The 21,995-nt window shown below is 71.0% G+C and carries 24 protein-coding genes; 14 read left to right on the top strand and 10 right to left on the bottom strand.

Features of this window, described 5'->3' with window-relative positions:
• Positions 1–110: 110 nt before the first annotated feature.
• On the bottom strand, positions 111–605 hold the full coding sequence (locus ACFYOB_RS19465) for an inorganic diphosphatase (RefSeq protein WP_030031597.1): 495 nt from the start codon (positions 603–605) through the stop codon (positions 111–113).
• A gap of 141 nt (positions 606–746) precedes the next feature.
• Between ACFYOB_RS19465 and dacB the strand changes: the two genes are divergently transcribed.
• The 8 genes from dacB to ACFYOB_RS19425 all read left to right on the top strand — a co-directional run bounded on the left by dacB (position 747) and on the right by ACFYOB_RS19425 (position 9,187).
• Positions 747–2,201, top strand: a complete 1,455-nt coding sequence (gene dacB, locus ACFYOB_RS19460) for a D-alanyl-D-alanine carboxypeptidase/D-alanyl-D-alanine-endopeptidase (RefSeq protein ID WP_388561065.1) — start codon at positions 747–749, stop codon at positions 2,199–2,201.
• Positions 2,202–2,239: 38 nt separating this feature from the next.
• The gene (locus ACFYOB_RS19455) at positions 2,240–3,385 is read left to right on the top strand and encodes a zinc-dependent metalloprotease (RefSeq protein ID WP_388561064.1); all 1,146 of its coding nucleotides are present in this window, start codon (positions 2,240–2,242) and stop codon (positions 3,383–3,385) included.
• Positions 3,386–3,590: 205 nt separating this feature from the next.
• Complete coding sequence (tilS, locus tag ACFYOB_RS19450) at positions 3,591–4,622, top strand: tRNA lysidine(34) synthetase TilS (RefSeq protein ID WP_388561063.1); 1,032 nt, start codon at positions 3,591–3,593, stop codon at positions 4,620–4,622.
• 65 nt (positions 4,623–4,687) lie between these two features.
• Entirely contained in the window at positions 4,688–5,248 is a 561-nt protein-coding gene (hpt, locus tag ACFYOB_RS19445; RefSeq protein WP_328926917.1) for a hypoxanthine phosphoribosyltransferase, read from the top strand.
• Between the two features lie 216 nt (positions 5,249–5,464).
• The gene (gene ftsH / locus ACFYOB_RS19440) at positions 5,465–7,501 is read left to right on the top strand and encodes an ATP-dependent zinc metalloprotease FtsH (RefSeq protein WP_328926918.1); all 2,037 of its coding nucleotides are present in this window, start codon (positions 5,465–5,467) and stop codon (positions 7,499–7,501) included.
• Positions 7,502–7,576: 75 nt separating this feature from the next.
• On the top strand, positions 7,577–8,185 hold the full coding sequence (folE, locus tag ACFYOB_RS19435; RefSeq protein WP_388561062.1) for a GTP cyclohydrolase I FolE: 609 nt from the start codon (positions 7,577–7,579) through the stop codon (positions 8,183–8,185).
• Between the two features lie 127 nt (positions 8,186–8,312).
• On the top strand, positions 8,313–8,603 hold the full coding sequence (locus tag ACFYOB_RS19430) for a hypothetical protein (RefSeq protein WP_388561061.1): 291 nt from the start codon (positions 8,313–8,315) through the stop codon (positions 8,601–8,603).
• Positions 8,600–9,187, top strand: coding sequence for a hypothetical protein (locus ACFYOB_RS19425; RefSeq protein WP_388561060.1), 588 nt, complete (start codon positions 8,600–8,602; stop codon positions 9,185–9,187). Before ACFYOB_RS19430 ends, ACFYOB_RS19425 begins: the two co-directional genes overlap by 4 nt.
• Here the strand turns inward: ACFYOB_RS19425 and ACFYOB_RS19420 are convergent.
• The 6 genes from ACFYOB_RS19420 to ACFYOB_RS19395 form a co-directional block, all read right to left on the bottom strand.
• Complete coding sequence (locus ACFYOB_RS19420) at positions 9,184–9,672, bottom strand: DUF3180 domain-containing protein (protein ID WP_388561059.1); 489 nt, start codon at positions 9,670–9,672, stop codon at positions 9,184–9,186. The two genes, ACFYOB_RS19425 and ACFYOB_RS19420, sit on opposite strands and share 4 nt — an antisense overlap.
• 54 nt (positions 9,673–9,726) lie before the next feature.
• Complete coding sequence (gene folK, locus ACFYOB_RS19415; RefSeq protein WP_388561058.1) at positions 9,727–10,335, bottom strand: 2-amino-4-hydroxy-6-hydroxymethyldihydropteridine diphosphokinase; 609 nt, start codon at positions 10,333–10,335, stop codon at positions 9,727–9,729.
• Positions 10,332–10,691 (bottom strand): dihydroneopterin aldolase, encoded by a 360-nt coding sequence (gene folB / locus ACFYOB_RS19410; protein WP_030010912.1) that lies wholly within the window; start codon positions 10,689–10,691, stop codon positions 10,332–10,334. The genes folK and folB overlap by 4 nt, the downstream gene beginning before the upstream one ends.
• Positions 10,692–10,822: 131 nt before the next feature.
• The gene (locus tag ACFYOB_RS19405) at positions 10,823–11,266 is read right to left on the bottom strand and encodes a nuclear transport factor 2 family protein (RefSeq protein ID WP_388561057.1); all 444 of its coding nucleotides are present in this window, start codon (positions 11,264–11,266) and stop codon (positions 10,823–10,825) included.
• Between the two features lie 22 nt (positions 11,267–11,288).
• Complete coding sequence (gene folP, locus ACFYOB_RS19400) at positions 11,289–12,161, bottom strand: dihydropteroate synthase (RefSeq protein ID WP_388561056.1); 873 nt, start codon at positions 12,159–12,161, stop codon at positions 11,289–11,291.
• Positions 12,162–12,252: 91 nt separating this feature from the next.
• Positions 12,253–14,103, bottom strand: coding sequence for a phosphatidylglycerol lysyltransferase domain-containing protein (locus ACFYOB_RS19395; RefSeq protein WP_388561055.1), 1,851 nt, complete (start codon positions 14,101–14,103; stop codon positions 12,253–12,255).
• Between the two features lie 152 nt (positions 14,104–14,255).
• On the opposite strand from ACFYOB_RS19395, the gene ACFYOB_RS19390 reads away from it, so the two are divergent.
• Positions 14,256–15,365, top strand: coding sequence for an alpha/beta hydrolase (locus tag ACFYOB_RS19390; RefSeq protein ID WP_388561054.1), 1,110 nt, complete (start codon positions 14,256–14,258; stop codon positions 15,363–15,365).
• Between the two features lie 48 nt (positions 15,366–15,413).
• Here the strand turns inward: ACFYOB_RS19390 and ACFYOB_RS19385 are convergent, their stop codons facing one another.
• Complete coding sequence (locus ACFYOB_RS19385) at positions 15,414–16,382, bottom strand: ABC transporter ATP-binding protein (protein WP_388561053.1); 969 nt, start codon at positions 16,380–16,382, stop codon at positions 15,414–15,416.
• A 142-nt stretch (positions 16,383–16,524) separates the two neighbouring features.
• Between ACFYOB_RS19385 and ACFYOB_RS19380 the strand changes: the two genes are divergently transcribed.
• From ACFYOB_RS19380 to ACFYOB_RS19365, 4 genes are all read left to right on the top strand, one after another.
• Complete coding sequence (locus ACFYOB_RS19380; protein ID WP_328926928.1) at positions 16,525–17,226, top strand: ABC transporter permease; 702 nt, start codon at positions 16,525–16,527, stop codon at positions 17,224–17,226.
• Positions 17,227–17,230: 4 nt separating this feature from the next.
• Complete coding sequence (locus tag ACFYOB_RS19375) at positions 17,231–17,902, top strand: ABC transporter permease (protein WP_388561052.1); 672 nt, start codon at positions 17,231–17,233, stop codon at positions 17,900–17,902.
• A 32-nt stretch (positions 17,903–17,934) separates the two neighbouring features.
• Positions 17,935–18,924, top strand: coding sequence for an ABC transporter substrate-binding protein (locus ACFYOB_RS19370; protein WP_388561051.1), 990 nt, complete (start codon positions 17,935–17,937; stop codon positions 18,922–18,924).
• A 99-nt stretch (positions 18,925–19,023) separates the two neighbouring features.
• Positions 19,024–19,983 (top strand): hypothetical protein, encoded by a 960-nt coding sequence (locus tag ACFYOB_RS19365; RefSeq protein ID WP_388561050.1) that lies wholly within the window; start codon positions 19,024–19,026, stop codon positions 19,981–19,983.
• A 29-nt stretch (positions 19,984–20,012) separates the two neighbouring features.
• Here the strand turns inward: ACFYOB_RS19365 and ACFYOB_RS19360 are convergent, their stop codons facing one another.
• On the bottom strand, positions 20,013–20,603 hold the full coding sequence (locus ACFYOB_RS19360; RefSeq protein WP_388561049.1) for a TetR/AcrR family transcriptional regulator: 591 nt from the start codon (positions 20,601–20,603) through the stop codon (positions 20,013–20,015).
• A 116-nt stretch (positions 20,604–20,719) separates the two neighbouring features.
• Between ACFYOB_RS19360 and ACFYOB_RS19355 the strand changes: the two genes are divergently transcribed.
• Positions 20,720–21,601, top strand: a complete 882-nt coding sequence (locus ACFYOB_RS19355) for an NAD(P)-dependent oxidoreductase (RefSeq protein WP_388561048.1) — start codon at positions 20,720–20,722, stop codon at positions 21,599–21,601.
• A gap of 21 nt (positions 21,602–21,622) precedes the next feature.
• Here ACFYOB_RS19355 and ACFYOB_RS19350 read toward each other — a convergent pair whose 3' ends face one another.
• On the bottom strand, positions 21,623–21,958 hold the full coding sequence (locus ACFYOB_RS19350; protein WP_388561047.1) for a hypothetical protein: 336 nt from the start codon (positions 21,956–21,958) through the stop codon (positions 21,623–21,625).
• Positions 21,959–21,995 lie beyond the last annotated feature (37 nt).

The following is a 21,995-nucleotide window of genomic DNA, read 5'->3' as shown; positions in this document are numbered from 1 at the left end:
TGCACTCCGGCCCCGGACGCGACGACGGGCGGCACCCCCGGAGGGGTACCGCCCGCAATGTCACAGGGGGCGCGGGGGAGTCCCCCGGCCCGTTACCGCCGAGCGCGAGCTCAGTGGTGGCCGCCCTGGGCCTCGAGGCGCTTGTACGAGGCCTCGATCTCGGCCTCGGCCTCGGCGCGGCCGACCCAGTTCGCACCCTCGACCGACTTGCCCGGCTCCAGGTCCTTGTAGACCTCGAAGAAGTGCTGGATCTCCAGGCGGTCGAACTCGGACACGTGGTGGATGTCGCGCAGGTGCTCGACACGCGGGTCGGAGGCCGGCACGCACAGCAGCTTGTCGTCGCCGCCCGCCTCGTCCGTCATGCGGAACATGCCGATGGCGCGGCACTTGATCAGGCAGCCCGGGAACGTCGGCTCGTCAAGGATGACCAGCGCGTCCAGCGGGTCGCCGTCCTCGCCGAGGGTGTTCTCGACGAAGCCGTAGTCGGCCGGGTAGCTGGTCGAGGTGAAGAGGCGACGGTCCAGACGGATCCGGCCGGTCTCGTGGTCCACCTCGTACTTGTTCCGCGAACCCTTGGGGATCTCGATGGTGACGTCGAACTCCACGTCCTGCTCCTCCATGATCAGCTTCATTGCTTCGAGACTGCATCGATACAAATGCACGCGCGTCCGGCCCAGCCGCCCAGCCCTGCCGGGTGGGGTGCCATGCTCGCGGCAAGACGCAGTGGTTAAGTGTCCCTCACGCATATGTGTGATCGCGAAAGGGGCTGGTCCGAGGTGCCATTGGTCAAGACGTGGCAGCTCATCGCGGGCTCGGCCGTCGCCGGCCTCGCCCTGTCGGTGGCAGTGGTGACCACCGCCGGTCCGTGGGACTCCGGCCAGCGTAAGGCCGAGCGGGACAAGGCTGCCTCCTGGGGCCTCACGGGTGGCGCAGATCACGGTGACGGGTCCCAGCCGAAGGCGGCCCCCAGCGCCCCCGGCGTGCTCGGCGCGATCGGCCCCGGTGCCCCGCGCAAGGAAGCGGCGGCCACCTCCGAGGGCCTCGCGGCCGCGCTGCGGCCGCTCCTCGCCGACCCCGCCCTCGGCACCGTCCGTACCGCCTCGGTCGTCGACACCGCCACCGGGCAGGTGCTGTACGAGTCGGGGGCGCGGGACGCGATGACCCCCGCCTCCACCATCAAGATCGCCACGGCCGCGGCGGCCCTGGCCGCCCTCGGGCCCGAGCACCGGATCAGGACCACCGTCGTGCCCGGCGCCGCACCCGGCCAGATCCTCCTCGTCGGCGGCGGCGACCCCTCCCTCACCGCCAAGAAGAAGAGCCCCGCCGGATCCGGCGGCAGCCTCGTCGCCCTCGCCGCCGACACGGCCCAGGCGCTCAAGGCCGCCGGCACCGACACCGTGAGCGTGGGCTACGACGACAGCCTCTACACCGGCCCCGCCCGCCACCCGATCGGCGAGAACCCCAACATCGCGCCCGTCACCGCCCTGGCCGCCGACGAGGGCCGGCCCGACGATTCCACCTCCGGGCCCGTGGACCGCACCGCCGACCCCGCCAAGGACGCCGCCCGCTCCTTCGCGGCCCTGCTGACCGAGCGCGGCATCAAGGTCACCGGGCAGCCGGCCCGGGCCGAGGCAGCGGACGGCGCCCAGCCGCTCGCCTCCACCCTCTCCACCCCGCTGGGCGGCCTCGTCGAGCGGATGCTGACCAACAGCGACAACGACATCGCCGAGGCCCTGGCCCGGCAGACCGCCCTCGCCTCGGGCCAGCCCGCGAGCTTCGAGGGCGGCGAGAAGGCCGTCACCGCCCGCCTCGCCGCCCTCGGCGTCGACGTGTCCGGCTCCCGCTTCGCCGACGGCAGCGGCCTGGGCCGGTCCGACAAGATCAGCGCCGGCCTGCTGACCGGGCTGCTCACCAAGGCCGCCGACCCCCAGCGTCCGGAGCTGCGCCCGGTCCTCACCGGACTGCCCGTCGCCGGGTTCACCGGGACCCTGCGCGGCCGCAACGCCGGCAGCTCCCCGGCCGCCGGCCTGGTCCGCGCCAAGACCGGCACCCTGACCGGCGTGAACTCCCTCGCGGGCACCGTCGTGGACCCGTCCGGCCGACTCCTCGCCTTCGCCTTCCTGACCGCGAACGCCGCGGACGGCCCGGCCGCCGAAAAGGGCCTCGACAAGCTGGCCGCGGCGGTGGCCGGCACTCCGTAGGGGGTCCGCGGAAGGGCCGGTCCACGTACGGTTGACGCATGACGAGCATCAGTGGTGCGGAGATGGTCGACTGGAACCTCGCGGTGGCGACCGCGACCCGGCTGGTGCGGCCCGGCCCGGAGGTCAGCCGGGACGAGGCGCGGGCCGTCGTCGCTGAGCTGCGCGGGCACGCCAGGACCTCGGAACGGCACGTACGCGAGTTCACCAAGATGATCCAGGACGGCACGCCCGTCGACGACACCCCCGTCCTGGTCGTCGACCGGGCCGGGTGGATCAAGGCAAACGTGGCAGGCTTCCGCGAGCTGCTCCAGCCCCTCCTCGGCAAGATGCAGGACCGCCGCGACAGCACCCCCGGCGCGGCCGTGTTCGGCTCCGTCGGCGGCAAGGTCACCGGCGTCGAGCTGGGCATGCTGCTCAGCTTCCTGGCCTCCCGGGTCCTCGGCCAGTACGAGACCTTCGCGCCGGTCTCCCGCGACCTGCCCGGCTCCACCGGGCAGGGCGGCCGGCTGCTGCTGGTCGCCCCCAACATCGTGCACGTCGAGCGCGAGCTGGAGGTGAGCCCGCACGACTTCCGGCTGTGGGTCTGCCTGCACGAGGAGACGCACCGTACCCAGTTCACGGCCGTCCCGTGGCTCCGCGACCACCTCGAAGGCGAAATCCAGACGTTCCTCGGCGCCACCGAACTGGACCCGGTGACCGTCCTGGAGCGCCTGCGCGATGCCGCCCAGTCCTTCGCGGGCGCCCGCCCCGACGCGGAGCGCGGCGAAGAGGGCCGCTCCCTCGTCGAACTCGTGCAGACCCCCGAGCAGCGGGAGGTGCTCGGCCGCCTGACCGCCGTCATGTCCCTGCTGGAGGGCCACGCCGACTTCGTCATGGACGGGGTCGGTCCCCAGGTGGTGCCCTCGGTCGCCGAGATCCGGGAGAAGTTCCAGCAGCGCCGGGCCAGCGGGGCGGGCCGCCTCGACGCCGTCCTGCGCAAGCTGCTCGGCCTCGACGCCAAGCTGCGCCAGTACCGCGACGGCGAGCGCTTCGTGCGCGCCGTCGTCGGCCAGGTCGGCATGGACGGCTTCAACCGCGTCTGGACCTCTCCGAACACACTGCCGACCAAGGCGGAGATCGCCCAGCCGGCGGACTGGGTGGCGAGGGTCCACCGCAAGGGGAGCGAAGAGAGCGAAAAGGCGTGACGCAGGGGGCGTAAACATGTCTCACTGGGGGAAGCAGCATCACCCGTCCGAGGGACCGTGGGCCGTGCAAGGGCGTGCGATGCTCGGGGAACGGCTCGCTTCTGTCACCATCGACGCACTCTGAGTGACATTCCCCGTCTTGTGGGGCAGCGGGCAGCACCCCCAAGCCTCCGAGGCATCCGAACACCATCGAAGGGCACCGGACATGGGTCCCCATCCTGCGGTCGCGGCGATACGCCTGGCGGTCCGCCGCGTACTCCACGACGTCCTCACCGACCTCACCGACAGTTCCGCCGACACCAGCGGGGGAGCGCCCCTGCCACTCGTCCTCGTCGCCTGCTCCGGCGGCGCCGACTCCATGGCTCTCGCCTCGGCCCTCGCCTTCGAGGCCCCCAAGCTCGGCATCCGGGCCGGCGGCATCACCGTCGACCACGGGCTCCAGGCCGGCTCCGACCTGCGCGCCGCAGAGGTCGTCACCCGCATGACCGCCCTCGGCCTCGACCCGGTGGAGTCCGCCGCCGTGCACGTCGGCCGCGAAGGCGGACCCGAGGCGGCCGCCCGCGACGCCCGCTACGGGGCCCTGGACGAGGCCGCCGACCGGCTGGGCGCTGCCGCCGTGCTGCTCGGCCACACCCGGGACGATCAAGCCGAAACCGTCCTGCTGGGCCTCGCCCGCGGTTCCGGCATCCGCTCGCTCTCCGGCATGGCTGAGGTGTCCGGCGGTCCCGGACGCAGCCACCGCTACCGCCGCCCCTTCCTCCAGATCGACCGGCAGACCGCCCGTAAGGCCTGCATGGTCCAGTCCCTCCCCGTCTGGGACGACCCGCACAACATCGACCCCGCCTACACCCGCTCCCGCCTGCGCCACGAGGGACTGCCCGCCCTGGAGAAGGCGCTGGGCAAGGGGGTCGTCGAGGCGCTCGCCCGCACCGCCCAGCTCTCCCGCGACGACGCCGACGCCCTGGACGCCTGGGCCGCCGAGGCGGAGACCGGCGTACGGGACGAGGACGGCCGCCTGGAGTGCGCGAAGCTGTACGCCCTGCCCCCGGCCGTCCGCCGCCGGGTGCTGCGCAGGGCCGTTGTCGCCGCGGGTTCCCCCTCGGGCTCGCTCTTCGCCCGCCACATCGAGGAAGTGGACCGCCTCATCACCGGATGGCGCGGTCAGGGCGCCATCAACCTGCCCGGCCGGGTCGAGGCCCAGCGGCAGGGTGGCAGACTGGTCATCCGGCAGGGCTGATTGGTGCTGAAACACGGCTGAGTCCTCCGGGGGCACCCCCGGAGCCCCGGTCGACAACGAAAGTGATGCGGGTGGACGAGAAGGACATGGGCGGCGACCTCCAGTCGGTGCTCATCACCAAGGAAGAGATCGACGCGAAGCTGGCCGAGCTGGCCGCGAAGATCGACGCGGAGTACGCGGGCAAGGACCTGCTCATCGTCGGCGTCCTCAAGGGCGCGGTGATGGTGATGGCGGACCTGGCGCGCGCCTTGTCCACCCCCCTCACCATGGACTGGATGGCGGTGTCCTCGTACGGCGCCGGGACCCAGTCCTCCGGCGTGGTGCGGATCCTCAAGGACCTGGACACCGACATCAAGGACAAGCACGTCCTGATCGTCGAGGACATCATCGACTCCGGTCTGACGCTGTCCTGGCTGCTGTCGAACCTCGGCTCGCGCCAGCCGGCCTCCCTGGAGGTCGTCACGCTGCTGCGCAAGCCGGAGGCCGCGAAGGTCGCGATCGACGTGAAGTGGGTCGGTTTCGACATCCCGAACGAGTTCGTCGTGGGCTACGGCCTCGACTACGCGGAGAAGTACCGCAACCTGCCGTTCGTCGGCACGCTCGCCCCGCACGTCTACGGCGGCTGATCCCGCTCACGCTCCTGTCCCCCTCCCCGGGGCGCCTCGGCGGGCTCCGGGGAACCTGGGGGCGATTCCCGCCGTTGGAGCAGGGGAAAGCGGGTCTGTCAGCCGTCCCACGAGGCCGCGGGTGACAATACAGGGGTACATTCCGAAGAACAGTCTTTACTCAGAGCAGCATTTACCTACGGGCAGGAGGGACGGGGTGCCTGGCGCCCCGTATGGATGGACGTGAAGCGATACTTCCGTGGGCCGGTCATGTGGATCGTGCTGGCCGTCCTCGCCGTGGTCGTGTTGATGAATGTCGTCGGCTCCGGCGGCGGCTACAAGTCGGTGGACACCAGCGAGGTCATCAAGGCGATCAACAGTGGCCAGGTGGAGACAGCCAAGCTGACCACCGGCGACAGCCAGATGATCAAGATCGAGCTGAAGAAGGACCAGAAGCTCGGCAAGCACGACGGCACCAAGTTCCAGGCCAACTACATCGGGGATCAGGGCGTACAGCTCGCCCAGAACCTCCAGACCAAGTACGAAGCCGGTCAGATCCCGGACGGCTACTCCGTCACTCCGGACAAGACCAGCCCGTTCCTGAGCGTGCTGCTCTCGCTGCTGCCCTTCGTCCTCATCGTCGTGGTCTTCCTGTTCCTGATGAACCAGATGCAGGGCGGCGGCTCCCGAGTCATGAACTTCGGGAAGTCCAAGGCCAAGCTCATCACCAAGGACACCCCGAAGACGACGTTCGCCGATGTCGCGGGCGCGGACGAGGCCGTCGAGGAACTCCACGAGATCAAGGAGTTCCTCCAGGAGCCGGCGAAGTTCCAGGCCGTCGGCGCCAAGATCCCCAAGGGTGTGCTGCTGTACGGCCCGCCCGGCACCGGTAAGACCCTGCTCGCGCGCGCCGTCGCGGGCGAGGCCGGTGTCCCCTTCTACTCGATCTCCGGTTCCGACTTCGTCGAGATGTTCGTCGGTGTCGGTGCCTCGCGTGTCCGCGACCTGTTCGAGCAGGCCAAGGCCAACGCCCCGGCGATCGTCTTCGTCGACGAGATCGACGCAGTCGGCCGGCACCGCGGTGCGGGTCTCGGCGGCGGTCACGACGAGCGCGAGCAGACCCTCAACCAGCTGCTGGTCGAGATGGACGGCTTCGACGTGAAGGGCGGGGTCATCCTGATCGCCGCCACGAACCGTCCGGACATCCTCGACCCGGCGCTCCTGCGCCCGGGCCGCTTCGACCGGCAGATCGCGGTCGACCGTCCCGACATGCAGGGCCGGCTGGAGATCCTCAAGGTCCACCAGAAGGGCAAGCCGGTCGCTCCGGACGTCGACCTGGGCGCCGTCGCCCGTCGTACGCCCGGCTTCACCGGTGCCGATCTCTCCAACGTCCTGAACGAGGCGGCCCTGCTGACCGCGCGTACGGACAAGAAGCTGATCGACAACCACTCGCTGGACGAGGCGATCGACCGCGTCGTGGCGGGCCCGCAGAAGCGGACCCGGATCATGTCGGACCGGGAAAAGAAGATCACCGCGTACCACGAGGGCGGACACGCCCTGGTCGCGGCGGCCTCCCCGAACTCCGACCCGGTCCACAAGATCACGATCCTGTCCCGCGGCCGGGCACTGGGCTACACCATGGTCCTGCCCGACGAGGACAAGTACTCGACCACGCGCAACGAGATGCTCGACCAGCTGGCGTACATGCTGGGCGGGCGCGCGGCCGAGGAGCTGGTCTTCCACGACCCGACCACGGGCGCGGCGAACGACATCGAGAAGGCCACCGCCACGGCGCGGGCCATGGTCACGCAGTACGGCATGACCGAGCGTCTCGGTGCGATCAAGTTCGGCGGCGACAACACCGAGCCGTTCCTGGGCCGCGAGATGTCGCACCCCCGGGACTACTCGGAAGAGGTCGCGGCGCTGGTCGACGAAGAGGTCAAGAAGCTCATCGAGACCGCGCACAACGAGGCCTGGGAGATCCTCGTCGAGAACCGCGACGTTCTCGACAACCTGGTCCTCGCTCTGCTGGAGAAGGAAACGCTGAACAAGGAGCAGATCGCCGAGATCTTCTCCACGATCGTGAAGCGCCCGGCCCGCCCCGCGTGGACCGGCTCCTCCCGCCGCACCCCCTCCACCCGTCCGCCGGTGCTCTCTCCCAAGGAGCTCCAGCTGACGAACTCGGCGAACGGCACGTCGGCGGCTACCGCCGTCACGCCGGTCTCCACGGAGAAGGGCATCGAGGTGGCCCCTGAGGACCGCCCGGAGGCCTGATCCACCCGGAATGGAAGCCGCGCCCCCCAGGTTCTAGCCTGGGGGGCGCGGCACTTTTACAGGAACGAGGAAGAGATGACGGACCCAGTGACCCTGACCGGCGATGAGGGCACGATCGGCGTGTTCGACGAGAAGCGCGCCGAGGCGGCGGTCCGTGAACTCCTGATCGCGGTCGGCGAGGACCCGGACCGCGAGGGCCTGCTGGAGACCCCGGCGCGCGTGGCGCGGGCGTACAAGGAGATATTCGCCGGCCTGTACCAGCAGCCCGAAGAGGTCCTGACGACGACGTTCGACCTCGGCCACGACGAGATGGTCCTGGTGAAGGACATCGAGGTCATGAGCTCGTGCGAACATCATCTCGTCCCGTTCCACGGCGTGGCCCACGTCGGCTACATCCCGTCCAACGACGGAAAGATCACCGGCCTGTCGAAGCTGGCCCGCCTGGTGGACGTGTTCGCCCGCCGCCCCCAGGTGCAGGAGCGGCTGACCACGCAGATAGCGGACTCCCTGATGGAGATCCTGGACCCGCGCGGCGCCATCGTGGTCATCGAGTGCGAGCACATGTGCATGACCATGCGCGGGGTCCGCAAGCCCGGCGCGAAGACCATCACGTCCGCCGTCCGCGGCCAGCTCCGCGACCCCGCGACCCGCAACGAGGCCATGAGCCTGATCATGGCCCGCTAGGCCGTGCCGGGGAGGGAGTGGGAGCGGCCCGCCGGATCTGGCGGCGGGCCGTCACGAAAACCTCGATGCGGGACACGGGTGTCAAGGAATTCTTGACAAGTCGGCCGCGTCAAGGTTTCCTTGACGCATGTTGATCTTGCATTCGAAGACACGGCACCGGGATCTCTTTCCCGCCACCGCATCCATGGCCGCCGTGCTGCCGCTGGCCGTGAGTCTGCCGGCCGTGACGGTGATGTTCGGCGACCGGTTCGGCAGCTTTGTCACCGTCGCCCTGATCGTCGTGGGCCTCGCACTCATCGCCTGCACGGCCGGCCTGGCCGCCCGAGCAGCGGCCCGCAACGACGCCGCCGCCGAACGGATGCGCCGTGACGAGGCAGTCCTCGACGCCCTCGAACCCCTTGCCGGACTGCGCCGATGAGTGACGAACCGTTGCTCCACCCGGTGGAGATGGACCGGATCCGCGAAGGGATCGCCGCAGCCGTACTCGGCGCCCCCGAGGGGCTGGCCGACTCGCTCGAACACGACGCCCACGGTTACCTGCGCCTGGTGGACGCCTCGCGCGTGGGCGCCGAGGAGGCGAGCCGGCTGCTGCGCGAGGCCGTTCAGGGCGCCAGGGCCGCCGGCCACAGCTGGGACACGGTGGGCCGTGTCCTGGGAGTGAGCCGCCAGGCCGCCCAGCAGCGCTTCGCGGGCAAGGCCGCGGGCCCGTCGGTGCCGCCCGCCGGGGGACCGAACGCCCCGAAGCGCCGCACCCTCAGCGGGTTGACCGCGTTCAACGAGATGGCCGCCCTGGAGGAGGCCGGCCGCGAGGGCTGGCACATGGTCGGCTACGGCCCCTTCTTCCACGAGGTGGAGGCGTCCGGCCACCCCTGGGAGCACTGCCGGATCACGCTCCCGTCCCTCGCGCGCCACCGGCGGATGGAATCGGAAGGCTGGATTCCGGTCGGCGCGGGATGGTTCCCGTGGCGGTACTACAAGCGGCCCGTCAACCCCGGCACCTAGGCGCGGGCCGGGGACTCGGGGGTGTGGTCGTCGCCCTCGGGGAGCTTGAGGACGTGCTCCAGGAAGAGGGCGGCGGCGATGACCGCCGCGCCCGCCAGGACCGAGAAGCCGGCGTACCAGGCCTGGTCGCGGCGGGCGGGGACGTCGAGGGAGTCGGTCAGCAGGAAGACGCCGACACCGCCGTACGCGCCGGCCACCAGGGCCGCCACCAGTGCGCTGGCCTGGCCGAAGACGACCGCGCGGGCCGCCATCAGCGGCTCCACGCCCTTGGCCCCCGGCCGTCGCTCGCGCTGCGCCTTGAGGCGGGAGCGCATCGACAGGGCCGTCGCCAGCAGTACCGCGGCGATGACGCCCAGGACGATCGGCGCGGCCAGCGGAACGCCCGGCAGCGTGCCGTACGCGTTCCACAGCCGGGCACCCGCCCAGGACAGGACCCCGGCGACGACGAAGATCCCCGCCAGGACCCCAGGCCTCAGTTGCTTCACGTGCCCGTTCCCCGCTTTCCGCGCCGATCCGTCAGGCAGTCCACAGGGTAACGACTACTCAGGGAGGCGGAGTTCCAGGTCCGGGCGCGGCGTCACTCCGGACAGGCCGATTCCGGCCAGGAGCGCGCCGACGGCGCCGTGGCCCGGGAGCTGCGCCTCCCCGTCGATGTCGTTCCAGGGGGCCAGCACGAAGGCGCGCTGGTGGGCGCGCGGGTGCGGCAGGGTGAGGACGGGGTCCTCGGAGATCACCTCGGCGTACGAGATGATGTCGACGTCGATCGTGCGCGGGCCCCAGCGCTCCTCGCGGACGCGGTCGAAGGCCTCCTCGATGGCCTGACCTCGCTCCAGGAGCGAGGACGGCGGCAGCGTGGTCCGCACCTTGACGACCGCGTTGAAGTACGCGGGCTGCGAGCCGGGCTCGACGCCCCACGGCTCGGTCTCGTACACGGGGGAGACGGCCTTGACCCGCATGCCCGGGGTGTCGCCGAGGGCGTCGATGGCGCCCTGCAGGGTCTCCAGCCGGTTGCCGAGGTTCGCGCCGAGAGCGATGACCGCCCATTTCGGGTTGGACAGGGTGGTGTCCGCCGCGTCGACCGTCTCCACGACGGAGGCGGGCACCGGCTGCACGGTGGGGTCGCTCTGTGTGTTCAGTCCGTTGTTCATGCGCGGCTCCGGGTGATCGTGATGGTCACGTCGTCGAAGGGGACGGTGATGGGCGCGTCCGGCTTGTGGACGACGACCTCGACCTGTGCCACCGCTTCGTGCTTGAGGCACTGCTGGGCGATCCGCTCGGCGAGGGTCTCGATCAGGTCGACGGGCTCTCCCTGCACCACGTCGACGACCTCCTCGGCGACGACCCCGTAGTGCACGGTCTTCGCCAGGTCGTCTCCGGCCGCGGCGGGCCGGGTGTCGAGGTGCAGCACCAGGTCGACGATGAAGGTCTGGCCTTCTTCGCGTTCCCGGGGGAAGACGCCGTGGTGCCCGCGAGCCTTGAGGCCGCGCAGCGCGACACGATCCACGCGAATCACTCCTGCTTTCGTAGGTGCTTCCGGTCCCGGGGCTGCCCGGGGCCATGGGCCTACGCCGAGTGCGGTCGGCGTCGTCCGTCTTCGAATTTACCTGCGAAACACCCCGGACCCCGCCGGAGGGGTCAGGAGGCGTCCTCCTCATCGTCCTCGTCGGACTCCGTGAGCACGGGAGAACCGTGGTGGGACCAGAGCCGCCAGCCCTCGGATGTGCGTCGGAACACATTCGTGGCGACGACCAGCTGACCGACCAGCGGGCCGAGCTCCCCGCCGTCCTCGGCGGGGCCGCCGCTGAGGATGTTTTCCGTACATGTCACCAGCGCGGTGTCGCCTATGACGGCGACCTTGGTGTCGGTGAGGAAGAACTGGATGTAGTCCGTGTGGGACATGATCAGCGCGTACGAGCGCAGCACCTCGCCGTGGCCGGAGAGCACCGGCCAGCCCGGGTGCACGCAGGAGATCTCGTCATCGAGCCAGAGCGCCGACAGTGCGTCGAAGTCCCCCCGCTCCATGGCCTCGTAGAAGGCCGTGTTGACCTCTTCGACCGCTTCGATGTCGGTTCTGCTCACAGGGCTCCTTCTCGGTCGGTGGTCACAGCGCTCCTTCCACGGCGCGGGCCACCCGAACCGCGTCCGCGGTCGCCCGTACCTCATGGACCCGTACGGCCCAGGCACCGTGGTGGGCGGCGATGGCGGAGACGGCGGCGGTGGCGGCGTCGCGCTCGCGGGCGGGCGGCGGGGCGGCGTCGGCGGCGCCGGCCAGGACCCGGCCGAGGAACCGTTTGCGTGACGCGGCGACCAGCAGCGGGAAGCCGAGGGCGCGCAGCTCGGGGAGGTGGGCGACCAGGGCCAGGTCGTGCTCGGCGTTCTTGGCGAAGCCGAGGCCGGGGTCGACGAGGAGCCGCTCGGGGGCGATCCCGCCGGCCACCACGGCGTCGATGCGGTTGCGGAGCTCGGCGGTGACCTCGGCGAGTACGTCCTCGTAGACGGCGAGGCTGTTCATGCCGTCGCTGAAGCCGCGCCAGTGCATGACCACGAACGGCACCTCGGCGGCCGCGACGGCCGGGATCATCCCGGGGTCGGCGAGCCCGCCGCTGACGTCGTTGACCAGGACCGCGCCGGCGGCGACGGCCTGCGCGGCGACGCTCGCGCGCATGGTGTCGACGGAGACGGTGACGCCCTCGGAGGCGAGGCCGCGCACGACGGGGACGACCCGGCGCAGCTCTTCCTCCTCGTCGACGCGGGTGGCGCCGGGCCGGGTGGACTCGCCGCCGACGTCGACGAGGTCGGCGCCCTGGACGACGAGGTCGAGGCCGCGCTTGACGGCCGCGGTGGTGTCGAACCAGCGGCCGCCGTCGGAGAAGGAGTCCGGGGTGACGTTGACGACGCCCATGACCGCGCAACGGTCCCACTCGGGCAGACCTGCGACCCGGCCCCTGCCGGTGGCTCCGCGCTTCGTGTTCATAGGTCCAAGGGTAGGGCTGACCTGGATACGCCAGGGCCCCGGCGCCTGTCGGCTGCCGGGGCCCTGGAAAACGTACGCACCGTACGGACCGCTACGCGGCCTGGACCTCGCGCTCCGCCTGGGCCGGGACCTTGGCGGGGGTGTGGTTGTGGGCGCAGGTGCGGACCGGCTTGGGGCCGCGCCGGCTGGCGAACAGCCGGGGCAGGGCCAGCGTGACGAAGCCCTCGGCCTGCATCACGGCGAAGCCGATGCGGGGCAGGTCGCGGGTGGTGCGGTAGACCATGAAGCGCGGCTCCCAGCGGGGGCGGAACTTCTCGTTGAACTTGTACAGCGACTCGATCTGGAACCAGCGGGACAGGAAGACCAGCAGGCCGCGCCACATCCGCAGCACCGGGCCGGCGCCGATCTTCTCGCCGCGGGCGAGGGCGGCGCGGAACATCGCGAAGTTCAGCGAGACCTTCTCGATGCCCAGGTCGGGCGCCTGCTGCAGTGAGGCGACGATCAGCAGCTCGTTCATGCCGGGGTCGGCGGCGCGGTCGCGGCGCATCATCTCCAGCGACATGCCGTCCTTGCCCCACGGCACGAAGTGCTGGATGGCCTTGAGGTCGCCGAACGGGCTGGTGTCGCCCTCCTCGACGCGGTGGGCGGTGGCGATGAAGCAGTCGCCGTCGCCCGCGTCGCCGACCCGGCCCAGTGCCATGGAGAAGCCGCGCTCGGTGTCGGTGCCGCGCCAGGCCTCGGCGGCGCCGCGCACCTGCTCCAGTTCCTCCTCGGTCAGTTCGCTGACCCGGCGGACCTTGGTGGTGTAACCGTTGCGCTCGATGCGCTTCACCATCTGGCGGACATTGCGCATGGGACGGCCGGAGAGGGAGAAGTCTTTGACATCGACAATCGCCTCGTCACCCAGCTCCAGGGCGTCCAGACCCGTCTCGCGGGTCCACACCTCGCCACCGGTCTCGCTGCAGCCCACGACGGCCGGGGTCCAGGAGTGGGCCTTGGCCTCCTCCATGAACCGCTCGATGGCGCCGGGCCAGGCCTCGACGTCGCCGATGGGGTCGCCGGAGGCGAGCATCACGCCGGACACGACGCGGTAGGTGACGGCGGCCTTGCCGCTGGGGGAGAAGACGACGGCCTTGTCGCGGCGGAGCGCGAAGTGGCCGAGCGAGTCGCGGCCGCCGTGCTTGGCGAGGAGTTCGCGCAGCTTGCCCTCGTCGTCGGCGGTGAGCCGCGCGGCCGGGTGCTCGGGGCGGAAGGCCAGGTACATGGTGGTGAGGGCGGTCAGCATGCCGAGCGCGCCCAGGGAGTAGCCGACGGTCCAGGAGACCTGGCCGGCGTAGTCGACGGGGCCCTCGAAGCCGAAGAGCCCGTACACGACGTGCGTGATCTGCTCGTACAGGCCGGGGTTGCCGACGACCCGCCCCGGGTGGACGTTGACGATGACCAGGCCGAGCCCGATGGAACCGGCGCTCATCAGCACGAAGTTCGCGAGCGCCTTCCAGCGGCTGCGCGGGTCGGGCAGCGCCTTGAATTCACCCTGGTGGCGCAGCAGCAGCGCGAAGAGCGCCGCCGCGATGACCACGCCGATGACCGAGTGCCGGTACGCGAACTGCGCCGCGGCGCCGGCCGGCAGCAGTACGACCGCCGCCCGCCAGGCCCGGCGCTTGCGGCGCTTGAGGCCGTGCGCGAGCAGCAGGAGCAGTACGCCCGCGCTGATGGCGAGGGCCGCGGCGAAGGGGCCGAACACCGGCAGCACTTCGGCCACCGCGTGGATCCGGCTGTGACGGAACCGCGGGAAGACTCCCGCCGCGACGTCCAGAAGGCCGACGATCATGACGGCCGTACCTACCAGGCCGGGCACCGACTCCGGCCGTGGGCCACGGAGGATTCGGCGTACCCCGCTCGGAACCTGTCCCGACTTATCGCCATCTATCCTGCTAGACATCGCTTCCCGTTGCTCCGCGAGAGATCATGTGGCCGAAGGCCGCGACAGCCTCCGGTGTGTGGTGCGTCCATTAGGACGACATCGACGGGGAGCGGGTTCACTCTTCCGCCGGAAATTTCCAGTCCTGCCATCAGAAAGTCGACTGACTGCTCATGGGTCTCACCAGTAACACGGTCCTGGCGCTGGCCATCATCGCCGGTGTGCTGCTCTTCGCAGCCACCGTCTGGTTCTGGCCGAAGCTCTCGGGCCGCACCTGGCGCGCGTTCGCCGGCCGGATCGGCCTCCTGCTGGCGACCCAGCTGGCGCTCTTCTCGGCTGTGGGGCTCGCGGCCAACAAGTCGTTCCTCTTCTACGGTTCCTGGGCAGACCTGTTCGGCCAGGAGACGTCGATGGGCAAGGTCGTCGACCACTCGATGAGCACCAAGGACATCAAGGTCGTGGACAAGCAGAAGCTGGACGTCCCCGGTGGCGCGAAGCCCCAGGTGGGCGGTCAGATCCTGAAGGTTGCCATAACCGGGCAGAAGTCGAAGATAACGAGCCCCGGCTACGTGTGGCTCCCGCCGGAGTACTTCCAGCCGCAGCACAAGGACCAGAACTTCCCGGCGTCCATCGTGCTGACCGGCTACCCGGGCACCGCAGAGAACCTGATCAAAGGGCTCGACTACCCCATGAAGGCCTTCAGCCTGTCCAAGGCGGGCAAGATGAAGCCGATGATCCTGGTCATGCTGCGTCCCACAGTGGCACCCCCTCGTGACACCGAGTGCGTTGACATACCCGGTGGCCCGCAGACCGAGACCTTCTTCGCGCAGGACCTGCCGCAGGCCATCACGGACACCTTCCGCGTCGGCAAGGACCCCAAGAACATGGGCTTCATCGGGAATTCCACGGGTGGATACTGCGCCCTGAAGATCGCCGCGCACTACCCGCAGACCTTCGGTGCAGCCGCGGGTCTGTCCGCGTACTACGAGGCCCCCGACGACCCGACCACCGGCGACCTGTTCCACGGGGACGACGCGCTGAAGAAGCGCGCCGACGTCCTGCACAGCATCGAGCACAAGAAGCCGACCGGTACGTCCTTCCTCGTCACCAGCAGCGAGACGGGCGAGCCGAACCTCGGTGACACCAAGAAGTTCGTCAAGCTGGTCAAGGGCCCGGACCGGGTCTCCTCGATCATCCTCGACAGCGGCGGCCACAACTTCAACACGTGGCGGCGCGAGATCCCGCCGATGCTGGTGTGGATGAGCAACCGCATCCAGGCCTGATGCCTTGGCCGTACCTGCGAAGGGCCCGACTCCGGTCGGGCCCTTTCGCTATGCCTCCTGCAACTGCGCCCGGCGCAGTGCCCGGTGGACCCCCTCCGGGGTCAGTACGCCGACCAGTTCGCCGGAGGCCGGGTCCGTGACGCCGATCCGGCCCGAGTCCTCCTGGAGCAGGGCGGAGAGCGCCTCGCGCAGCGTCGCGCCCAGCTCCACCACCACGGCCGGGGCCGGTGCCCTGCCCTCCGCCGCCGTCAGATCGGCCGCCTCGACCGGGGTCACCGCGAGCCGCTTGAGCCCACGGTCGGCGCCGACGAAGGAGGCCACGTACGCGGTGGCCGGGGCCCCGAGCACGGCAGCCGGGCGCGCGAACTGCTCGATGGTGCCCGCCCCGTAGACGGCCATGCGGTCGCCGAGCCGGATCGCCTCCTCCAGGTCGTGCGTGACCAGCAGGATCGTTTTGCGCACCGTCTTCTGCAGCGCCAGGAACTCGTTCTGCAGCCGCTCGCGCACCACCGGGTCCACCGCGCCGAACGGCTCGTCCATCAGCAGCACCGGCGGATCGGCGGCGAGCGCGCGGGCCACGCCGACGCGCTGGCGCTGCCCGCCGGACAGCTGCTCCGGGTACCGGCCCCCGTACACGGCCGGATCCAGGCCCACCAGTTCGAGCAGCTCGGCCGCCCGCGCACGCGCCTTGGCCTTCGGGGTGCCGATCAGCTGCGGCACGGTCGCCGTGTTCTCCAGCACCGTCTTGTGCGGGAAGAGCCCGACCTGCTGGATGACGTACCCGATCCGGCGGCGCAGCTCGACCGGGTCGGCGGCGGCGATGTCCTCGCCGCCGAGCAGGATCCGGCCGGAGGTCGGCTCGATCAGCCGGTTGACCATCTTCATCGTGGTCGTTTTGCCGCAGCCGGACGGTCCCACGAGCGTGACCAACTCGCCCTCCGCCACTTCGAAGGACAGGTCCTCGACGGCTGTCGTCCCGTCGGGGTAGCGCTTGGTCACATGCTCGAATCGGATCACTTCGCCATCCTTCCTCACCCGCACGCCGTGGTTGGCGAAGGCTTTATGAGGAGAGTGTTACGCGACTGCGAAGGAACACGGCCACTGTCGGTGCCGGGGGTTAGGGTCCTCTTGTACGTACGTTCGGGTGGGGGTGAGGGACATGGCCGGGCAGAACTGCCTCGTGGCGAACGACTGGATCTGCTGGGAGTACGTCTCCTCCCGCTCCCAGGAACTCACCGACGCCACCCTCGAACACATCTGGATCACGGGCGTGTCGGTCCTCATCGGCGTCGCGGTCTCCGTCCCGCTCGCCCTGCTGGCCCGCCGCGGCCGGCGCTGGGCGGCGCCCGTGCTCGCCTTCACCACGCTGCTCTACACGGTCCCCTCGCTCGCCATGTTCTCCCTGCTGCTGCCGGTGTTCGGACTCTCGGCGGCGCTGGTGGTGACCGGTCTGGTGCTGTATTCGCTGACCATCCTCGTCCGTAACGTCCTGGCCGGCCTGGAAGCCGTCCCCGCGGACGTGCGGGAGGCCGCGCGCGGCATGGGATACGGCCCCGGGCGGCTGCTGTGGCAGGTCGAACTGCCGCTGGCGCTGCCCGCGCTGCTCGCCGGGGTGCGGATCGCGACCGTCTCCACGATCGCGCTGACCACGGTCGGCTCCATCGTGGGCAAGGGCGGCCTGGGCAATCTCATCGCCCCTGCCGTGAACAGTTCCTTCAAGGCCCAGGTGCTCACCGCCTCGGTGCTGTGCGTGCTGCTCGCGCTCGTGGCCGACCTGCTGCTGCTCGGCGTGCAGCGGCTGCTCACGCCGTGGACCCGGGCGTCCGGCGCCCGGCCCGCGGGCTCCGGCAAGGAGGCCTGAGGTGATGGGAGTGCTGGGACAGGCCTGGGACTGGCTGGCGAACGGTGCCAACTGGTCGGGCGAGAGCGGCGTCTGGCACCGGCTCGGCGAGCACGTCTACGTCAGCGGGATCGCCCTCGCGATCGCCTGCGCGGTGGCCCTGCCCGTCGGCCTGTACCTCGGCCACCTCGGCAAGGGCGGCGCCCTCGCCGTCAACGTCTCCAACATCGGCCGGGCCGTGCCCGTCTTCGCGGTGCTGGCCCTGTTCATGGTCTCCCCCCTGCGCAACGCGGGTTACCTGCCCACCATCGCCGCGCTCGTGCTGTTCGCGATACCGCCGCTCCTGACGAACACGTATGTCGGCATGCGCGAGGTGGACCGGTCGGTGGTGGAGGCCGCCCGCGGCATGGGCATGTCCGGGAGTCAGCTGTTCCTCCGGGTCGAACTGCCGCTCGCCCGTCCGCTGGTGATGACCGGGCTGCGCTCGGCCGCCGTACAGGTCATCGCCACGGCCACGATCGCGGCGATGGTCGGCCAGGGCGGTCTCGGCCGGATCATCACCGCCGGATTCAACACGTACAACACCGCGCAGGTCGTCGCGGGCGCCCTGCTGGTGGCGGCGCTGGCGCTGCTGGTGGAGGGCGCGCTGGTGGCGGCCGACCGGCTGCTGCCCCGGCCGGCGGCGACGTCCCGCTGATCCCTTTCCCCCGCCTCGAACGGAGTACTCCCATGAGCAAGACCACCCGCGTCCTCGGCGCGTCCCTGGGCGCCCTCGCCCTGACGGCGTCGCTGGCCGCCTGCGGCGGCGACAGCCTGGAGAAGAGCAAGGACGGCGGCTCGGCGGCCTCCTCCGGGTCCTCCTCGGGCGGGGGCAAGGGCGCCCTGGTCATCGGCGCGGCCGGGTTCACCGAGTCCAACGTGCTGGCCGAGCTCTACGCGCAGGTCCTCAAGGACGCGGGCTACAGCACCTCCGTCAAGACGGTCAGCAACCGCGAGCTGTACGAACCGTCGCTGGAGAAGGGCGAGATCGACATCGTCCCGGAGTACGCGGCCACCCTCGCGGAGTTCCTCAACGCCAAGGTGAACGGCCCCAAGGCGCCCGAGGAGAAGCCGGTCGCGTCCAGCGACGTCGCGGCGACGGTGGCGGGCCTGGAGAAGCTCGCGGGCCCGCTCGGACTGAAGGCGCTGCCCGCGGGCGCGGCGGTCGACCAGAACGCGTTCGCGGTGAGCAAGGAATTCGCCCAGAAGAACAACCTGAAGACCCTTTCCGATCTCGGGGCGTCCGGGCTGAAGGTGAAGATCGCGGCGGGCGACGAATGCGCCGTCCGCCCCTTCTGCGCACCCGGGTTGACCAAGACGTACGGGATCCAGGTTTCCGGCATCGACCCGAAGGGCGTCGGCACCCCGCAGGCCAAGCAGGCGGTGAAGGACGGCGCGGACCAGCTGGTGCTGACCACCACCACGGACGCCACGCTCGACAGCTTCGGCCTGGTCCTGCTGGAGGACGACAAGAAGCTCCAGAACGCCGACAACGTGCTTCCGGTGGTCAACGGCAAGGACGCGGGCACCCCGGAGGTCGCGGCCGCCCTGGACAAGCTGACCAAGGCGCTCGCGACGGCCGACCTCGTCGACCTGAACCGCAAGGTGGACGCGGAGCGCGCCAAGCCGGCGGACGTGGCGAAGGCCTACCTGGAGTCCAAGGGCCTCCTCAAGAACTAGCGGTTACGCGGTCGATGCGGAAATGTGGGGCATCTGCTCGGGAAAGAGATTGCCGCGCGGGTACCCCACATGGCCTCTACGCCCTGTAAATTTCAGGCCATGCCCCGTGGACGCCACCGCAATCCCGAACCTCTGCACCGGCTGCTCACGCCGACGGCCGTCGCCGGTGTGTCCCTCGCCAGCGTCGGCGCCGCCTGGCTGCTCGCGGGCCCCGACGACGGCACCGCCCTGCGGCTGCTCGTGGCCCTCGCGGCGGCCGCCGGGGTCACCGGCGGCGTCGTGATGCGCGCCTGGGACCGCTCGGCGGGCCGCCGCGTCGCGGAGCTCGCGCGCGAGCGCGTCAAGGACGAGTGGAAGACGGACGAGCGGATGGCCGAGCTCGAATCCGATCTCGAAGAGGCCCGGGCGCTGCGCGCCAGGCTCGACGCCAAGCTGCGCGCCAAGCGGGTCGAAATCGCCGGGCTGCGCGGCGAACACGCGGCGCTGCTGCGGCGGTACGCGACCGCCGAGACCGAGCGGGCGAGCGCCCTGGAGGGCCGTCGGCTGCTGGCCATCGAGGTCTCTTCGGCCCCGGCGGCCGCGCCGAAGGAACTCCCGGTGGTCTCCGAGGAGCGCACCTCGGCGGGCGCGCCCACCTCGGTCGGCTACGCCCGGGCGCATGCGGCTCTGAGCGCGCTGGTCCGCAAGGCGCAGCCCCGGGAGCTGCCCGCGGCGCCGTCGGCCCCCGCGGCCTCGGTCCCGGCGCGCCGGCCGGCCGCGGCCGTGGCCCCGTACGCGGCGCAGCGGCGGACGACGTCCCGCGTCGAGGGCGGCTTCGACTTCTTCGGCGCCGCCAAGAACGCGGCGCAGGCCCGCGCCGCGATCGAGGCGGTCCAGAACGAGGACCTGGCCGACGTGGTCGGCGCCGAAGCCCTCGCGGTCCACGAGGCGGAGACGGCGCGGCCCCAGGCCGAGCCGACGGCTCCCGAGGCACCCGAGTCGGGCCAGGTCATCGACCTGACGGCCCACGACGAGACCGAGCCGATCGACGTCGTCCGCCTGCGCACCGCGATCTCGTAGTTCAGGACGTGGGGCCAGACGCGTAGGCCTCAGGCCGCGTACGAGGCCACCAGGCGGGCCAGGTGGCGGCCCGCGAGCAGGAGCGGGGTGCGGCTGCGGGTCACCTGGGAGGTCATCTCGGCGCCCTCCAGGGTGTTGACCACGGTGATCGCCAGATCGCGGGCCTCCGGCTCCGGGTAGCCCGACGCCAGGAGCTTGGCGGCCACCAGGTGCTGCCAGTTGGCGAAGGCCTGCGCACAGGCTTCCTGCAGGTCGGGCAGGCGCCCGACGGTCTCCAGGGCCGTGGCCGTGACGGGGCAGCCGTCCCGCCAGTCGGAGGCCTCCAGTGCCTGCGCGAGCAGCGTGGCGACGGCCTCGATCGCCTCCGCCGGGTCCGGGTAAGCGCCGAGCCCGGCGCGGAGCAGCCCGGCGAACTCCTCGTCGCCGAAGTGGATGGCGGCCACCGCGAGCTCTTGCTTGCCTCCGGGGAAGAAGTGGTACAGCGAGCCAAGGGTGGCTTCGGCCTCGCGGACGAGCTGTTTGACCGGGGTGTTCTCGTAACCGCCGTGCTGCATGAGGCGGGAGGCGGTGCGGACCAGCCGGTCGCGCGTCCCCAGTGCTGTCTTCGTCGCTGCTGCCATGGGCGAGGATCCTACCGTCGATTCCGGATAGAGCGTTCGTTCCAGTGCGTGCTACGGTCGCCCCGAGCGTTGGATAGAGCGTTCGTTCCAGTCGATTCGTTGGGGAGAGCTCCGTCATGAACCAGTTATCAACTGCCTGGGACACCACGGTCACCGTCGTCGGTCTCGGCCCCATGGGCCGGGCCATGGCCGCGGCCTATCTCGACGCGGGCTACGGGGTCACCGTGTGGAACCGCAGTGCCGGCAAGGACACCGACCTCGTGGCGCGCGGGGCGCGCCGGGCGGGCAGCACCGCCGAGGCCGTCGCCGCGAGCAGGCTGACCGTGCTCAGCCTCATCGACGTGGAGGCCATGTACACGGCCCTCGGTGACACCGACCTCGGCGGCCGGGTGCTGGCCAACCTGTCCTCTGACGTCCCGGACAAGGCCCGCGAGGCCGCGCGGTGGGCCGAGGCGCGCGGGGCCTCGTACCTCACGGGCGGCGTCAACGTACCGCCGGCCGGCATCGGCCGGGAAGGCTCGTCCGCCTTCGTCAGCGGCCCCGCGGAGGTCTACGAGGAGCACCGCGCCACGCTCGACGTGCTCGCCGCCACCGACTACCGGGGCGCCGACCCCGGCTACGCGCAGCTCTACTACCAGCTCAACATGATCCTCTTCTGGACCGCTTACACCGGCTGGTACCAGGCGCTCGCCGTGGCGCGGGCCAACGGCCTGACGGCCGCGGACGTCCTGCCCTACGCCGGGTACACGGCCGACGCGATGCGCGGCTTCTACGAGCACAGCGCGCCGCGCATCGACGGGGGCGAGCACGACGGCACGGACCAGCGTCTCGCCATGTGCGCGGCGAGCGTCGAGCACATCCTGCGCACCGCCGCCGACTCCGGTGTCGACACCGGGATCCTCGCCGCGCACGCCGATCTCTACCGGCGCGGGGTGGCAGCGGGCTTCGGCGCGGACAGCAGCTCGCGGCTGATCCAGCTGCTGGACACCAAGGAGTAGGGGAAAGCCTCCGCCTGAGGGTCAGGGGTAGGCCAGCACGACGAGCACGCCCGCGGCCTCCAGCAGCAGCTGCGCGCTGAGCGCGCCCCGCGCGACGCGCACCGGCGCGGCCATCGCCACGACGAGGGCCGGCACCACGGCGACGAGCAGGGCCCCGAAGGCGGTGGCCGGGAAGGGCACGCATTCGATGTCGTCGACGAAGCACCGGCCGCCCTTGTCGGTGGCCAGCAGCAGGACCTTCGCGACGAAGAGGGCGGGCAGGAACAGCACGGCGGCGATCCCCGAGCGCGTCCGGATGCGGACCGCGTCCTCGGACGGGGGCGCGGAGACGGCGGCGGGCTGCGGCTTCCAGGACATGGCCCCATCCTGTTCCGCGCCGGCGGTACGCAGATCC

Source organism: Streptomyces sp. NPDC006463 (assembly GCF_042870715.1).
Lineage (GTDB): Bacteria > Actinomycetota > Actinomycetes > Streptomycetales > Streptomycetaceae > Streptomyces.
Note: the sequence above shows the minus strand (reverse complement) of the source record. Positions and strands in the feature narration are given on the sequence as shown.

Bases quoted from the DNA above. Each gene is read 5' to 3' on its own strand.
- ACFYOB_RS19375 (WP_388561052.1), top strand. From the start codon at position 17,231: ATGGGAGTGCTGGGACAGGCCTGGGACTGGCTGGCGAACGGTGCCAAC.
- ACFYOB_RS19355 (WP_388561048.1), top strand. From the start codon at position 20,720: ATGAACCAGTTATCAACTGCCTGGGACACCACGGTCACCGTCGTCGGT.
- ftsH (WP_328926918.1), top strand. From the start codon at position 5,465: ATGGACGTGAAGCGATACTTCCGTGGGCCGGTCATGTGGATCGTGCTG.
- ACFYOB_RS19350 (WP_388561047.1), bottom strand. From the start codon at position 21,958: ATGTCCTGGAAGCCGCAGCCCGCCGCCGTCTCCGCGCCCCCGTCCGAG.
- ACFYOB_RS19370 (WP_388561051.1), top strand. From the start codon at position 17,935: ATGAGCAAGACCACCCGCGTCCTCGGCGCGTCCCTGGGCGCCCTCGCC.
- hpt (WP_328926917.1), top strand. From the start codon at position 4,688: ATGCGGGTGGACGAGAAGGACATGGGCGGCGACCTCCAGTCGGTGCTC.
- tilS (WP_388561063.1), top strand. From the start codon at position 3,591: ATGGGTCCCCATCCTGCGGTCGCGGCGATACGCCTGGCGGTCCGCCGC.
- ACFYOB_RS19380 (WP_328926928.1), top strand. From the start codon at position 16,525: ATGGCCGGGCAGAACTGCCTCGTGGCGAACGACTGGATCTGCTGGGAG.
- folP (WP_388561056.1), bottom strand. From the start codon at position 12,161: ATGAACACGAAGCGCGGAGCCACCGGCAGGGGCCGGGTCGCAGGTCTG.
- ACFYOB_RS19390 (WP_388561054.1), top strand. From the start codon at position 14,256: ATGGGTCTCACCAGTAACACGGTCCTGGCGCTGGCCATCATCGCCGGT.
- folK (WP_388561058.1), bottom strand. From the start codon at position 10,335: ATGAACAACGGACTGAACACACAGAGCGACCCCACCGTGCAGCCGGTG.
- ACFYOB_RS19365 (WP_388561050.1), top strand. From the start codon at position 19,024: ATGCCCCGTGGACGCCACCGCAATCCCGAACCTCTGCACCGGCTGCTC.
- dacB (WP_388561065.1), top strand. From the start codon at position 747: ATGTGTGATCGCGAAAGGGGCTGGTCCGAGGTGCCATTGGTCAAGACG.
- folE (WP_388561062.1), top strand. From the start codon at position 7,577: ATGACGGACCCAGTGACCCTGACCGGCGATGAGGGCACGATCGGCGTG.
- ACFYOB_RS19425 (WP_388561060.1), top strand. From the start codon at position 8,600: ATGAGTGACGAACCGTTGCTCCACCCGGTGGAGATGGACCGGATCCGC.
- ACFYOB_RS19360 (WP_388561049.1), bottom strand. From the start codon at position 20,603: ATGGCAGCAGCGACGAAGACAGCACTGGGGACGCGCGACCGGCTGGTC.
- ACFYOB_RS19430 (WP_388561061.1), top strand. From the start codon at position 8,313: ATGTTGATCTTGCATTCGAAGACACGGCACCGGGATCTCTTTCCCGCC.
- ACFYOB_RS19455 (WP_388561064.1), top strand. From the start codon at position 2,240: ATGACGAGCATCAGTGGTGCGGAGATGGTCGACTGGAACCTCGCGGTG.
- ACFYOB_RS19395 (WP_388561055.1), bottom strand. From the start codon at position 14,103: ATGTCTAGCAGGATAGATGGCGATAAGTCGGGACAGGTTCCGAGCGGG.